Genomic DNA, 13,262 nt, shown 5'->3' with positions numbered 1-13,262 from the left:
TTTCATAAACAAACCCCCACCTGGTCCCATTTCTCAACTATTCTGAAAACTCACAGCGGCTCCGAAAACGTCTGCATGCTCTCCCCAATTTGAATCAGCTCCTCGCCGGAAATCGGCCCGGAGATCCAGAAGAGCACGCCGTCCTCCCTATCCGCCCAAACCAGGTGGTTGGCGCCGGTCCGCTCCAGAAACAAAAACGCCGGTTCCTCTCCCACCTGTACAGAAACCGCGTCCGCCTCTCTCCGGTCCGGGCGGAGGTCTATGGCGTCAAATACAGAGCTATAGGTGATGGTCAGCTCTTCCTCCTGGTCGTTCATATAGGTCAGGACGCGCTTCCCGGACTCCAGGCCATCGGCCGGGTCATCCCCTTCTCTCGGGTAATCCTCGGCGGAAACCTCATAGTATCCCGCCGGCAGCCACTCCGGATGGATGAACATCTCTCGGGGCAAGGCCCGCACACTCTCCGCCATGCTCACCAGCTCCTCCTCGCCAAACACGCCGGAGATGCGGAACGCGGCCCCGTTCTCCCCGTCCACCCAGACGAGGACGTTGGCCTCTCCCTCCTCCGCGTCCAGGTACAGATCGGCGGAGAGCCCATTGACAAAGACCTTCTTATGGATATCCTCGCTGTCCCGCTCCACTTGCAGGACCGGAGAGGTCGTATCCAAAAAGCAGCCGAAGGCCGCCAAGTTCCCGCTTTGATCATTGATGTATAGGATGGACACGATGCCGCTCAACACACGCTTGCGCTCCATCCGATACCCGGCGGGAACATAGGCGGGCTGGTAGACGGCGCTTTCATCGGATACGGGCTCTTTTTCCTCGTCCCCAAAGAAGCGGTAGAGGAAATAAGCCTCATGCACCTCCCGCACCCAGCCAGAGAACACCTCCCGGGCCTCCGGGCTGACCACCAGCACCGCGCATCCGCTGAGGAGCAGCGCCAGCAGGACGCAGGCCGCTGCGTGGAGGGTCCGGTACCAGACCGGATGCCGCCCCCGGCGGAGCAGCTTTTTCATCCTCCGCTCAAAGGCCGGGGAAAACGTATACTCCGGCGGTTCTTCCAGCAGATTTCCGCACTCCAGCCGGGCCGCGTCCAGCATCACCCGCCGGGCCAGTTGATTTAGCGCCTGTTCCGTCAAAGCTGATCCCTCCTCCGTGTGTTTTGGTTACATGTGTTTGTGTTGCGTCTCTTCGTTCTTCGCCCTGCGGAGCGAAATTTTGTATGTAATCAGAAGGATTGTTCCCAGATATATGGCATAAGCCGGCATGAACGCGCCGAGGACCAGGATGCCCGCCAGCAAATAAATCCCCCGTTTTTTGCTTGTCTGGGTCACGCGGTACTCCAGCACCGCCAGCAAAACCGGAAGGGCCAGAAATAATACAATCATCAGAATCACTGCCGCAATCGTCCAATTATCCACTGCTTGACCTCCAAAGCGCAGGGGGCCTCCCAGGCGGTCGTTTTACCCGGCGCATAAAACCGTCTCTTACTATGTTTAACGCAGCGAGAAGCCGGATTCTCACATGATTTTTCAAATTTTTTGAAAAAGTTTTTTCATCGGCTCAAACGGGTCCCAGCGAACGGCATTGGACCATTTCATCCCAATATTCCTGTTCCGCCTCCAGATACAAACCTCCTGCCGCCCAAGCCGCCCTCCGCAGGTATCCGCTGCCGCCGCAGCATCCGTTCCGATAGGAACCGTATTCGAAACCCAACAGGTCCAGGCAGCAGAAAATCCGCCTCCTCGCCATGTTTAACGCAGCGAGGGGACGGATTCTCACATCACTTTTAAGAAACCATCAAAAAACTATCAAAAAACTCCAAAACGGAGGTTACGCATCCTTCAAGAAGCCCTCCTGCCCCACAATGCTCCGCAAGAGCTGGCGGCCGCGGCTGATCCGGGTGCTGACCGCTGTTTTGCTCAGGCCCAGCTTGGAGGCAATTTCCCCATCGGAGTATCCCAGGAGCTTCATTTCCAGGGCGGCCCGGTACGTCTGGGGCAGGCGGGTAAAGGTCTCCACCAGAGTATAGTAATCGCTGACGGACTCCGCAGTTTCGGCGAAGCTGTCCCACTCCTCCAGGGGGGCGGTGTCCTTCTTCTTCCGCTGGAGAGAAATGGCCTCGTTCCTGGCGATGACGGCCACCAGCGGAGCCAGCTCCTTCACCGGTGTTTTCTGGAACTTGGAAAATTTCTTGATAATCCGCAGGAAGGCGTTGTGAACCGCGTCTTCCGCGTCCTGGTTGTTATGCAAAATCCCCTCCGCTACATGGAACATCATGCCGCGATAGTTCAGATAAATTTCCTCAAACCGGACCTTTTCCTCCGGTGTTTCCAGCATTTGCAGATAGAGCGTCAACATAAGCGATACCTCCTGACAGGCGTTTGGTAATCAAAAGCACACCTTTTACTTACTCTCGGCAAATGTGCTCAAAAAACAAGGTTTTCACATATAGCAGCACAAAAAAGAGGGTTTTCTGACCCTGCGGCCGCATCATTCCATGGAAGGCTGGATGGAAATAAGAGAATCTGCCAATATTTTGTCTCTATCATATCGGTAATTCACATAAAAGTCAAGATTGACGAGGGGTGGTGACAGGGCAACCGCATTTGAAATTAGCGGAAAAGGATATCAGGAAGACGCTGCGGGTTCAAGGCAGCGGCAAAACGCTTTTTCTGGATACTGAGCCTGCGGCCCAAGTCAGTATTTTTGCAGAGAGCCAGAGCAGTTTTACGCAGAACATTCAGGTTGAATAGAGCGAAATATCCTCCAGCAGGGCCGGATGATTTCCCTTCTGGCCAATCACATAATCCGCCTGACTCTCCCTGATTTTCCTGACAATTTCTTTCCGGCAGCTCATTGCGTCCGCCGTTATGATGCTGTTCTCTATATTCAAAGAATCCAAACGTTCCGGCGCTGCCGTGATCTCGTTGGACGTTTCATCCGTCACGATCTCACCCAGTACCAGCTGGTTTTCCGCCGCAAGCGCACTGACTACATGATACGCTTTCTGGGTATTCCTTTACTGCCGTGAATGGTCTTGCCGTCCACGGCGATTACAGAACCTTCTTTACGGTGGCATCTCAGCCAGGCATACAGGCATTCTGAATTCCTGTTTATCTCTCTTTTTGCTAAATTTCAAATGCTGTTGCCCCGGAAAGATGGCCCGACCCCAAAATTCTCCCCATTTTCCCTATTGACATTTCCCTGGATTTCCTGTAAACTTAATCTCGTTGTAAAGCGCGAGAACTTTACATGACGGAAGGGGGCCTCCTTTTGAAGAACCAGACCTACCGGATGACGATGCTCTTCGACTTTTATGGAGAGCTCCTGACCGAGCGGCAGAAAGAATTCTTCGACCTCTATTACAACGAGGACCTCTCCCTGTCCGAGATCGCCGAAAACGCCGGTATCTCCCGCCAGGGCGTCCGGGACGTCATCGTCCGGGCCGAGGCCGCCATGCAGGAGGTGGAGGACAAAACCGGCATCATCAAGCGCTTTCTCGCCCGGAGCGCCCACCTGGACGCCATTGCCGAGGCCGCCGGGGAAATCTCCACCATCAATTACCGCTATTACGAGGACCGGCGCCTTGCGGAGCTGGCGGAGCAGATCCGCCGGGAGGCCGCCGCGCTGAAGGAATGAGCTTATGGCATTTGAAGGACTGACTGAAAAACTGAACGAGGCGTTCAAGCGCCTTCGGGGCAAGGGCCGTCTGACGGAAAACGACGTCCGGGAAGCCATGCGGGAGGTCCGCCTGGCCCTTCTGGAGGCCGACGTCAGCTATAAGGTGGTCAAGGAATTTGTGGCTTCTGTCACGGAGCGGGCCGTGGGCAGCGACGTGCTGGACAGCCTCACCCCCGCCCAGCAGGTGGTGAAAATCGTCAACGAAGAGCTGACGAATCTCATGGGCGGAGCCAACTCCCGGATCACCATGGCAAACTCCGGCCCCACCGTGGTCATGATGGTGGGTCTCCAGGGCGCGGGCAAGACCACCACCACCGCCAAGCTGGGCGGCCTGATGCGAAAGCAGTATCAAAAGCGGCCGCTTCTGGCCGCCTGCGACGTGTACCGTCCCGCCGCCATCGAACAGCTGAAGGTCGTGGGCGGGCAGATGGACCTGCCGGTCTTCGAGCAGGGCCAGGGCAACCCGGTGACAATTGCGGAAAACGCCATCCGCCACGCCCGGGACCATGGCAGCGACATGGTCTTCCTGGACACCGCCGGCCGCCTCCACGTGGATGAGAACCTGATGGACGAGCTGAAACGGATGAAGGCCGCCGTCCATCCCAACGAGATTCTGCTGGTGGTGGACGCTATGACCGGCCAGGACGCGGTAAATGCCGCCACCGCCTTTGACGAGGCCCTGGGCATCGACGGCGTCATCCTCACCAAGCTGGACGGCGACGCCCGGGGCGGCGCCGCCCTCTCCATCCGGGCGGCCACGGGAAAGCCTATCAAATTCGCGGGCACCGGCGAAAAGCTGGACATGATCGAGCCCTTCCACCCGGACCGCATGGCTTCCCGCATCCTGGGCATGGGCGACATGCTCTCCTTTATCGAGAAGGCGGAGCAGGCCTACGATGAAAAGCAGGCCGCCAAGCTGGAGGAAAAGCTGCGGAAAAACCGCTTCACCCTTCAGGACTACTATGACCAGCTCCAGCAGCTGAAGAACATGGGCGACTTGAGCCAGCTGCTGGGCATGATGCCCGGCAACCTCGGCAAACAGATGCAGGGCGCTTCCATCGACGAGAAGGCCATGGCCCGCACCGAGGCCATCATTCTCTCTATGACACCCCTGGAGCGGGAAAATCCCCAGATTCTGAACGCCAGCCGGAAAAAGCGCGTCGCCGCCGGCTGCGGGCTGGAGGTGGTGGACGTCAACCGCCTCTTGAAGCAGTTTGACGTCATGCAGCAGCTCACCAAGCAGATGAGCAAGGGGCGGATGCCCTCCTTTGGCGGCGGAAAGGCCCCCTCCCGGCTTCACGGCTTCGGCCGGAAGAAGCGTTTCCGGTAAGCTATAAGTGCAAAGCATTTCCCATTCAAAATGCGGCATTTATAATAAATCAACCAATATATCAAAACTTTTGGAGGTACAACAACATGGTAAAGATCAGACTGCGCCGTATGGGCGCCAAGAAGGCCCCCTTCTATCGCGTCGTGGTGGCGGATTCCCGTTTCCCCCGGGACGGCCGCTTCATTGAGGAGATCGGTACGTACAATCCCTGCGTCTCCCCCGCCGCCATCAAGATTGACGCGGAACGCGCCCAGGCGTGGATCAAGTCCGGCGCTCAGCCCACCGATACGGTCAGAGCTCTGCTGAAAAAAGTGGACGTCCTCTGATTTGGAGGGCGGCGCATGAAGGACTTGCTGCTCTACATCGCCAGAAACCTGGTGGACAACCCCGACGCGGTCTCCGTTACGGAGACGCAGGGAAGTCAGGAGCTGACTTTGGAGCTGCGCGTCGCCCCCGAGGACATGGGCAAGGTCATCGGGCGGCAGGGCCGCATCGCCAAGGAAATTCGGACAGTTATCCGCTCCCGCGCCCAGCGGGAGGGGGTCAAGGTCTCCGTCGACATTGTGGATTAGCCGCGTTTTTGCAGGAACGCTTACGTGCCCGGATGACCGATGCGGGGCTGGGCCAAAGCGGCCTCAATCCAACGAAACAAAAAGAGAACTGGTCTGGAACCCCCCTCCAGACCAGTTCTTTTTTCATGTAAGGCCTCCATTCGCCGGCGGGGCGCTGCTCCAGTTCCCCGCCCCTCCTGGGCAGTCGGGAATCACGCGCAAAAACCTCCTGCGCAGAAGAATGACCCGCTTACAAGGCGCGCCGGCAAAGCCGTTTTGCTTTCCGCAGGGAATTCTCCGCGCCGCCCGGGCAGACGCCGGACCTCAAACGCGAAAGCGCTCCTGCTCACGCCTCCTCCTTGGAAAGCGAGGCGGCCAGCACATCGGCCAGGGCTTCCAGGCCCTGGCGCTGGGCCTCCTTGACGGAGGATTTCAGGCTGACGGTACCCTCCAGGATGGTCATGTCCTTCATCGTTCCCAGAAGCTCCGCCATCTGCTTGCCGGATACGGCCGCCCAGGTGCCGTTCTCAATCAGGCCCACCGTCCGGTTCCGCAGGCCATGGGACTTCAAATCCCGGAGGAAATTGTCCATGGGAGTGTAAATCTCCCCGTTGTACGTGGCGGAGGCAAAGACCAGATGGCTGCACCGGAAGGCCTCGGCCACCAGCTCGGAAACGTGGGTATGGGACACGTCGTAAAGCCGCACATCCCGCACGCCCTTGTCCGCCAGACAGGCCGCCAGAATCTCAGCGGCGTTCTCCGTATTGCCGTAGATGGAGCCGCAGAAGATGGCAACGGTCTTCTCCTCCGGCGTATAGGTACTCCAGCGCTGATACTTCTCCACGAACCAGCCGATGTTCTCCCGCCAGATGGGGCCGTGGAGGGGGCAGAGATACCGGATGTCCAGCGCCGCCGCCTTTTTCAGCAGGGTCTGCACCTGCGCACCGTACTTGCCCACAATGTTGGTATAGTACCGCCGGGCGTCGGGGAGCCATTCGGTCTCAAAATTCACCTCGTCGGCGAAGATGTTTCCGTTCAGCGCGCCGAAGGTGCCGAAGGCGTCGGCGGAAAACAGGACCTTTTCCGTGGTGTCATAGGTAACCATGACCTCCGGCCAGTGGACCATGGGGGCCATGACAAAGGTGAAGGTATGCCGTCCGGTGGAGAGGGTATCCCCCTCCTTCACCGTCATGCAGCGGCTGGAGACGTCGGCGTCAAAAAACTGCCCGATCATAGCAATGGCCTTGGCGCTGGCCACAACCTGGGCGTTGGGATAGGTGCGGAGCACCGCCCCCAGGGTGGAGCAGTGATCCGGCTCCATGTGGTTCACCACCACATAGTCCAGGGGCCGGCCCTGGAGGGCGTGCTCCAGGTTCTCATAGAAGTGCGAGCCAACGGCGGAGTCCGCCGTGTCCAGCAGAACGGTCTTCTCGTCCAGCACCAGGTAGGCGTTGTAGCTGGCGCCCCGGGGAACGGGAAACACATTTTCGAACAAGCTGAGCCGCCGGTCGGACCCGCCGATCAGCAAAATGTCCGGCGTGATGCTGCGTACACAATACATAGCGTTCAATCTCCTTTGTGTATGATGGTTTTCGCAAGGTTAATCTAACCCAATTTTCCCGGTTTGTCAAGGGTTTCACAGGCACAAGAACCATAAGAAGGACGCGCCTTCCAGGCGCGTCCTTGTAGGTTATTCCAAAAACTGCCCCGGGTTCCGCAGGGCCTCCGCCGTCTCCGCCGGAACGGCTATGGTAAAGGTCAGGAAATCCCCCAGATCCACGTTCAGCAAAGAGGGCAGATCCTCCAGAATCACCATAGTCACCACGTCCTCCGACGCGGAGACGGTGAAGCGGACCAGCTCCTCATATTCCCGGTCCCCGGGGTCCTGGCCCGCCTTCAGGGTCTCCTGCTGGCAGTAAACGTAGCTGTAAGCGGGGTCGCCCGGGTCCTCGGTCGGCCGGTCTTTCTGGTGGCCGTCGTCGTTGAGGAGATCGTCTATGGCACGGACCTGTTCCGGGTCCGTGACGGTCCCGACCTCCACAATGGCGGCCTCTTCATCCGAGACATCTAAAATTTTCCAGTAGTGGTCTTTTTCCACGCCGTCCTCATCCTGGCCGCTCCAGGACCTCACGGCCTCGTCAACGGCTGTCTCCCAGTCTTGCGCCCAATCCTCGGCAGCCTCTTCCATAGAGTCCGCCCAGTCCTTTTGAAATTCCTCGTCCTTCGGGGAGGTCACCGCAACGCCGGGCATACAGCCCGTAAGCAGGGACAGCGAAAGCGCCAGGGCGCAGGCAATTGAAACACGTTTCATCATATACTCCTTTTATCAAATCAGCAGGCCAAACAGCCCCAGCGTAATGGCGGTGGTGATGACCGCAGCGATAACCAGCCCCAGGAAAATGGCGGGCAGGGCGTGCCGCATCCGAATGTCCAGCGCCGAGGCCACCAGCGCCCCGGTCCAGGCTCCGGTCCCCGGCAGGGGGACGCCCACCAAAATCACCAGCCCCGCCAGACGGTATTTCCGCACCAGCCGCCCCTTGAGGTGGGCCCGGCGCTCCAGCCAGGCGATTTTGGGACCAAAGAAGCGGGTTCCCCGGAGCCAATTGGCCACCCGCCGTCCCAGCAGCATGATGAGGGGCGCGGGAACCAGATTTCCGGCAATGGCGGCAAGGCAGGCCAGGGCGGGGGACAGCCCTGCGGCGATGCCTGCCGGGATGGCTCCCCGGAGCTCGATCACCGGGACCATGGCCACCAGAAAGGTCATCAGCAGCTCGCCGGATACCGTCTCTAAAAATCTCTCTGAAAACAGCATGGGATTCCTCCATAATGGCGTTCATTATGGATACCAGTTTACTCCAGGTTCAGGTGCTTTTTCAAGAAGAACGTGGTGACGGCGTAAAAAATCGCGCCGTAGAGAATCACCACCCCAATGCACACCAGCAGTCCCACATGGATGGCCACCGTCACGGAGGGGTTCCAGTCGATGTTCAAAAAGCTGGGAGTTCCCAGTTTATCCAGCGTAATAAAGAAGGTGCTCAGCGCCATTTGCAGCACAAACTGGAAGCCGAAGAAGCAGACCACGGACCAGACCATCTTGTGATTGGCCCGGCTGTGCCCCGCCGCCAGGGCCGCGTAAAACTGGAGGGAAAAGGCCGCCATGGACAAAAACAGCAGGACGGCGAACTCCACCAGATAGATTGTGCCGTTGAGGGCCTCGCTGATCTTCAGCTTCTGGAGGCCCTGGAAAAACTCACGCAGGAACGAAAAGAAGTCCCGCAGGAAGCCCACGTCATAGGCCACAATCATACTGGCGGCGATGATGGCCAGAATGGTCGCCGCAAACCACACGGCGGAGACAATCAGTTTCGACCAGATGTGCTGATGGACCGAGACCGGCAGGGTGAACATCAAATAGCCCTCATCCTGAAGCAGGTTCTTGTAAAACCGCTGAATCATCAGCACAAAGGACATCAGCAGCACGCCGAAGATGGCGAAGCCGAAGGCCATGACGATCAAAAGGCCCAACGTGGTCAGGATCTCCGGACCGTCCAACATCTTGCGGCCCGCCAGATTGGAGCCGATGGCCGTCACCAGCAGCACCAGGTACATAGGCAGCATGACCCGGCCGGTGGCGCGAAACTCATGCTTTAACAATTTCCTCAGCATTTGAACACCTCCCGGAACAGCTCATCCACGCTCATACCCTTCTCCTCCCGGATATCGTCCACGGTGGACTGAAGCACCACCCGGCTCTGATGGAGGAAGATCACCTCGTCCAGCACCTTCTCCACGTCGGCGATCAGGTGTGTGGAGATCACCACCGCCGCCTCAGGGTTGTAGTTGCCGATGATGGTGGAGAGAATGTAGTCCCGAGTGGCGGGGTCCACGCCGCCAATGGGCTCATCCAGAAGATACAGCTTCGCCGCCCGGCTCATGACCATGATGAGCTGCACCTTCTCCCGGGTGCCCTTGGACATCTGCTTGACCGTCTGCCGGGGCTGGATGTTCAGATGCGCCAGCATCTCCTCCGCCGTGTCCCGGCGGAAATCCCGGTAGAAATCGCCGTAGAAGTCCATCAGCTGTTTGGCCGACATCCAGGTGGGAATGGCCGTCCGCTCCGGGAGATAGCTTACCAGACTGTGGCTCTCCCGCCCGGGAGCGGCGCCGCAGACGGCGATGTAGCCCCCGTCGGGGGTCAGCAGTCCATTGGCCAATTTGATCAGTGTGGTCTTCCCGCTGCCGTTGGGGCCCAAAAGGCCCACGATGCGGCCCGGCTCGATGGTGAGGCTCACCTCCTCCAGGGCCGTGGTCCGGCCGAACCGCTTTGTCAGCCCCTTACACTCAAGCACTGGCATGGTCCGCTTCCTCCTCTCCCAATTCCTGTGTAATCAGGCTGATGATTTCCTCCCTCTGAAAGCCCAGACGGAGCATCGCCTCCAAAAAAGTCTTCACGTGCCGCTCGGCAAGGCTTCGCTTCGCCGCGTTAATCATGGTATTGTCCTCCGTCACAAATCTTCCTGCGGTCCGCTGGCTGTACACCAGCCCGTCCCGCTCCAGCTCCGCCAGGGCCCTCTGCATGGTGTTGGGATTCACCCCGGCCTCCGTGGCCAGATCCCGCACCGAGGGCAATCGTTCCCCGGGGGGAAACGCGCCGGTGACGATGCCCACCTTCACCTGCTGAATCAGCTGGGTATAAATTGGCGCGTCGTTGGAAAACTGCCATTGCATATCTTGCGCCTCCTGTTCTTGTTCTGTTGTCTTATGTGATTAATACAATAGCACATTTTCCAGAAATGTCAAGCACTTTCGAAAAAATTTTATGGCCGGGACAGAAAAAGATGCCCGGAGGCTGGCTCCGGGCATCTCATTTCGTTACTTTTACTTCCGCTTGCCAAACAGGCCCTTGAAGAAACCGCCCTTTTCCGGGGGTCTCTTCTCCGAGGTCTTTTTCTCAGCAGGCTTTTTCTCAGCGGGCTTCTTCTCCGGAGGCGCTTCGGACTCCGGTCCGTTTTTCAGCCGCTCCAAAGCCTCCACCGCGTGCTTGTAGTTTTGTCTGGCGGAGGCCTCGTAGAGCCCCTTCGCCTTCTCCCGGCTGGCCTCCACGCCCTTGCCGTGCTCATAGCACCAGCCCAGAAGGTACTGGCCCCTGGCATGACCCTGCTCCGCCGCCTGGCGATACCAGTTCACGGCCTGCTCCCAGCTCTGTTCCACGCCCTCGCCGGTTTCGTAGAGGTATCCCAGGTTGCACGCGCCGGTGGAGTCCCCGGCCTCGGCGGCCCGGCGGTACCACTCGACGGCGGCGGCCATGTCCTTCTTCACGCCCTGGGCCGCCTCGCAGCAATAGCCGTAGTTGCACATGGCCCGGGGATAGCCCGCCTCCGCCGCCAGCTGATAGAGCCGGGCGGCCTCGACGACGTCCTGCTCCACGCCCCGTCCGGACTCGTACATATAGCCCAAGCTGCACTGGCCCGCCGGATCGCCCCGCTCTGCCGCCTGACGGTAAAGGCTCACCGCCTGCTCCAGGCTCTGCTCCACGCCCTCGCCGAACTCATAGCACACGCCCAGGCTGCACATGCCCCGGGGGTAGCCCGCCTCCGCCGCCAGCTGGTACCACTTCACGGCCTCCGCGTCGTCCTGCTCCACGCCCCGGCCATACTTATAGAATGTGCCCAGGCAGTACATGCCTCTGGGGTCCTGCTGCCCGGCGGCCTTGCGATACCAGTGTGCAGCCCGTGTCAGGTTGCGCTCCACGCCCGACCCGGTCTCATAGCACCAGGCCAGGTTGCACTGGGCCCGGGGGAACCCCTGCTGCGCGGAGGCGCTGTACCACTTCACCGCCTCCTCCCAGCTCTGCTCCACGCCCCGGCCGGATTCGTACATATAGCCCAGGTTGCACTGGCCCGGCGCGTTGCCCATCTCAGCGGCCTTGCGGTAGAGCTCCACGGCCTTTTCATAGCTCTGGGGAACGCCCTCGCCCCGCTCATAGCACACGCCCAGGTCGCAGGTGGCCGGGGCGGAACCGGCGTCCGCAGCCTTCTGATACCACTCGGCGGCCTTCTCCGCGTCCTGCTCCGCGCCAATGCCGTAGTCATAGGCTCTGGCCACGCTGAAAAGCCCCCTGGGGTCCCCCTGCTCCGCGGCCTTCCGGTACCAGAGGAAAGACTCCTCCAGGTTCTTCTCCACGCCCTCGCCGTGCTCATAGCACCACGCCAGGTTGCACATGCCCCGGGACAGTCCGCCGTCGGCGGCGGTCCGATACCAGCGCACCGCCTCCTCCCAGCTCTGCTCCACGCCCTCGCCGGACTCATACATAAAGCCCAGGCAGCACGCGCCGTCCTCGTCGCCCTGTTCGGCGGCCTTGCGATACCACTCCACCGCCGCCGCCTTGTCCAGAGGCACGCCCCGGCCCCGCTCATAGCAAAGGCCCACGCACAGCTGACCCCGGGGATAGCCCTGGTCCGCCGCTGCCTGATAGAGGCGGAGCGCCTCAGCAAAGTCCCGCTTCACGCCCTGGCCGTGCTCATAGCACCAGGCCAGATTGCACTGGGCCCGGGGATAGCCCTTGGCGGCGGCCTTGCGGTACCACTCCACCGCCTGCTCCCAGCTCTGTTCCACGCCCCGGCCGCTCTCGTACAAAAAGCCCAGACAGCACATGCCCGGGGCGTTGCCCTGCTCGGCGGCAGCGGTGTACCACTTCACAGCCTGCTCCAGGTCCTGCTCTATGCCCGTGCCGAACTCCAGGCACCTTCCCAACTCTGTCTGTGCCCCGGGATAGCCCAGCCACGCGGCGGACTGATACCACTTGGCGGCCTCCGCCTCGTCGGCCTCCACGCCGCTGCCCCGGCGGTACGCCTCGGCCAGAAGGAACTGCGCCCGGGGGAAGCCCTGCTCCGCCCCCTTCTGGAAGCACTTGAGGGCCTTGTCATAGTCGGTCTCCAGGCCGATGCCGTATGTATAGCAGTAGCCCAGATTCGTCAGGGCCGGCATGTACTCCTGTTCCGCCGCCTGGGCGTAGAGCACCACGGCCTGCTTCGGGTCCGCCGGGACGCCGATGCCCGCCTCCAGACACCAGCCCAGGTTCGTCAGGCCCAGGGGGTCCCCCAGGGCCGCCGCCCGCTGGTAACAGGCCAGGGCGTCGGTCTCCCGCTTCTCGTCCACCGCCTGATTGCCCAGGCTCACCCAGTCCCCTGCGGTCATCTCCTCCTCCGTCAAGGCGACAAAGAAGGTTCCCCCGCAGCGGGGGCAGACATCCGGCTCCTCCTCGGCCACAAAACCGCAGTCCGGATTTTCACAGCGATAGTAATCCATGTCATATTCCTCCTTATGTATCCGCTCCGCCGCCAAAGAAGGGGGAGCTGTCGTATAGATCGGTGAAAGTATGGGCCTCACCCCGGTATTTGAAGCCGGGGAAGGTATCCAGCTGGACGCCGTGGATGGCCCGAAAAATACTCTTTTCGATGTTGGGGTTGGTTCCCTTCAGCTGCCGGAGAAGAAGCTTGATCTCCTGCCGCTTGCTCTCTCCCACCCCGTCGCCGGAGGCGTCCCGGGCCTCGGTGAAGCGGCAGGCGCACTGGAGAAAACGGAGACCGTTGTAGTCCCGCCAGCGGACGATATCGTCCTCATGGACGCAGTACAGCGGCCGGATCAAGATCGGAAGAGCACACGTCTGAACTCCAGTCACATTACTCGATCTCGTA

General features: G+C 60.1%; 15 protein-coding genes. 4 read left to right on the top strand and 11 right to left on the bottom strand.

What is annotated here, in order from left to right; translation table 11 throughout:
• Nucleotides 1-50: 50 nt before the first annotated feature.
• From QZ329_RS12710 to QZ329_RS15650, 4 genes are all read right to left on the bottom strand, one after another.
• On the bottom strand, nt 51-1,139 hold the full coding sequence (locus tag QZ329_RS12710) for a DUF4367 domain-containing protein (RefSeq protein WP_295753184.1): 1,089 nt from the start codon (nt 1,137-1,139) through the stop codon (nt 51-53).
• Nucleotides 1,140-1,166: 27 nt separating this feature from the next.
• Nucleotides 1,167-1,421: a hypothetical protein gene (locus QZ329_RS12705; RefSeq protein WP_295753182.1), complete on the bottom strand. Its 255-nt coding sequence runs from the start codon at nt 1,419-1,421 to the stop codon at nt 1,167-1,169.
• 412 nt (nt 1,422-1,833) lie between these two features.
• A complete protein-coding gene (locus QZ329_RS12700) occupies nt 1,834-2,361 on the bottom strand; it encodes an RNA polymerase sigma factor (protein ID WP_295753180.1) in 528 nt (175 codons plus the stop codon).
• Nucleotides 2,362-2,743: 382 nt separating this feature from the next.
• A complete protein-coding gene (locus QZ329_RS15650; RefSeq protein ID WP_365352060.1) occupies nt 2,744-2,962 on the bottom strand; it encodes an ISAs1 family transposase in 219 nt (72 codons plus the stop codon).
• 314 nt (nt 2,963-3,276) lie between these two features.
• On the opposite strand from QZ329_RS15650, the gene ylxM reads away from it, so the two are divergent.
• The 4 genes from ylxM (at nt 3,277) to QZ329_RS12675 (ending at nt 5,586) form a co-directional block, all read left to right on the top strand.
• A complete protein-coding gene (gene ylxM, locus QZ329_RS12690; protein WP_295753175.1) occupies nt 3,277-3,642 on the top strand; it encodes a YlxM family DNA-binding protein in 366 nt (121 codons plus the stop codon).
• A 4-nt stretch (nt 3,643-3,646) separates the two neighbouring features.
• A complete protein-coding gene (gene ffh, locus QZ329_RS12685) occupies nt 3,647-5,014 on the top strand; it encodes a signal recognition particle protein (protein ID WP_295753173.1) in 1,368 nt (455 codons plus the stop codon).
• Nucleotides 5,015-5,100: 86 nt separating this feature from the next.
• Nucleotides 5,101-5,340 carry a 30S ribosomal protein S16 gene (rpsP, locus tag QZ329_RS12680; protein WP_016322153.1) on the top strand — a complete coding sequence of 80 codons (240 nt, stop codon included), beginning with the start codon at nt 5,101-5,103 and terminating at the stop codon, nt 5,338-5,340.
• A gap of 15 nt (nt 5,341-5,355) precedes the next feature.
• Entirely contained in the window at nt 5,356-5,586 is a 231-nt protein-coding gene (locus tag QZ329_RS12675) for a KH domain-containing protein (RefSeq protein ID WP_295753171.1), read from the top strand.
• Between the two features lie 325 nt (nt 5,587-5,911).
• Here QZ329_RS12675 and QZ329_RS12670 read toward each other — a convergent pair whose 3' ends face one another.
• The 7 genes from QZ329_RS12670 to QZ329_RS12640 form a co-directional block, all read right to left on the bottom strand.
• Nucleotides 5,912-7,126 (bottom strand): FprA family A-type flavoprotein, encoded by a 1,215-nt coding sequence (locus QZ329_RS12670; protein ID WP_295753169.1) that lies wholly within the window; start codon nt 7,124-7,126, stop codon nt 5,912-5,914.
• A 129-nt stretch (nt 7,127-7,255) separates the two neighbouring features.
• Entirely contained in the window at nt 7,256-7,876 is a 621-nt protein-coding gene (locus QZ329_RS12665) for a hypothetical protein (protein WP_295753167.1), read from the bottom strand.
• 15 nt (nt 7,877-7,891) lie between these two features.
• Nucleotides 7,892-8,377 (bottom strand): small multi-drug export protein, encoded by a 486-nt coding sequence (locus QZ329_RS12660; protein WP_295753164.1) that lies wholly within the window; start codon nt 8,375-8,377, stop codon nt 7,892-7,894.
• Nucleotides 8,378-8,415: 38 nt separating this feature from the next.
• Nucleotides 8,416-9,231 (bottom strand): hypothetical protein, encoded by an 816-nt coding sequence (locus QZ329_RS12655; protein ID WP_295753162.1) that lies wholly within the window; start codon nt 9,229-9,231, stop codon nt 8,416-8,418.
• The gene (locus QZ329_RS12650; protein WP_295753160.1) at nt 9,225-9,920 is read right to left on the bottom strand and encodes an ABC transporter ATP-binding protein; all 696 of its coding nucleotides are present in this window, start codon (nt 9,918-9,920) and stop codon (nt 9,225-9,227) included. The genes QZ329_RS12655 and QZ329_RS12650 overlap by 7 nt, the downstream gene beginning before the upstream one ends.
• Nucleotides 9,907-10,293, bottom strand: a complete 387-nt coding sequence (locus QZ329_RS12645) for a GntR family transcriptional regulator (RefSeq protein WP_295753158.1) — start codon at nt 10,291-10,293, stop codon at nt 9,907-9,909. Before QZ329_RS12645 ends, QZ329_RS12650 begins: the two co-directional genes overlap by 14 nt.
• Before the next feature lie 150 nt (nt 10,294-10,443).
• The gene (locus tag QZ329_RS12640) at nt 10,444-12,873 is read right to left on the bottom strand and encodes a hypothetical protein (RefSeq protein WP_295753156.1); all 2,430 of its coding nucleotides are present in this window, start codon (nt 12,871-12,873) and stop codon (nt 10,444-10,446) included.
• Nucleotides 12,874-13,262 lie beyond the last annotated feature (389 nt).

The organism is uncultured Oscillibacter sp. (genome assembly GCF_910579365.1).
Classification (GTDB): Bacteria; Bacillota; Clostridia; order Oscillospirales; family Oscillospiraceae; genus Oscillibacter.
This window is presented reverse-complemented; position numbering and strand designations above follow the sequence as displayed.

What these genes read in the sequence shown, in the direction of transcription:
- QZ329_RS12675 (WP_295753171.1), top strand. Translation starts at nt 5,356, where the DNA reads ATGAAGGACTTGCTGCTCTACATCGCCAGAAACCTGGTGGACAACCCC.
- ffh (WP_295753173.1), top strand. Translation starts at nt 3,647, where the DNA reads ATGGCATTTGAAGGACTGACTGAAAAACTGAACGAGGCGTTCAAGCGC.
- QZ329_RS12670 (WP_295753169.1), bottom strand. Translation starts at nt 7,126, where the DNA reads ATGTATTGTGTACGCAGCATCACGCCGGACATTTTGCTGATCGGCGGG.
- QZ329_RS12655 (WP_295753162.1), bottom strand. Translation starts at nt 9,231, where the DNA reads ATGCTGAGGAAATTGTTAAAGCATGAGTTTCGCGCCACCGGCCGGGTC.
- QZ329_RS12650 (WP_295753160.1), bottom strand. Translation starts at nt 9,920, where the DNA reads ATGCCAGTGCTTGAGTGTAAGGGGCTGACAAAGCGGTTCGGCCGGACC.
- QZ329_RS12645 (WP_295753158.1), bottom strand. Translation starts at nt 10,293, where the DNA reads ATGCAATGGCAGTTTTCCAACGACGCGCCAATTTATACCCAGCTGATT.
- QZ329_RS12660 (WP_295753164.1), bottom strand. Translation starts at nt 8,377, where the DNA reads ATGCTGTTTTCAGAGAGATTTTTAGAGACGGTATCCGGCGAGCTGCTG.
- QZ329_RS12640 (WP_295753156.1), bottom strand. Translation starts at nt 12,873, where the DNA reads ATGGATTACTATCGCTGTGAAAATCCGGACTGCGGTTTTGTGGCCGAG.
- QZ329_RS12700 (WP_295753180.1), bottom strand. Translation starts at nt 2,361, where the DNA reads ATGTTGACGCTCTATCTGCAAATGCTGGAAACACCGGAGGAAAAGGTC.
- QZ329_RS12665 (WP_295753167.1), bottom strand. Translation starts at nt 7,876, where the DNA reads ATGAAACGTGTTTCAATTGCCTGCGCCCTGGCGCTTTCGCTGTCCCTG.
- rpsP (WP_016322153.1), top strand. Translation starts at nt 5,101, where the DNA reads ATGGTAAAGATCAGACTGCGCCGTATGGGCGCCAAGAAGGCCCCCTTC.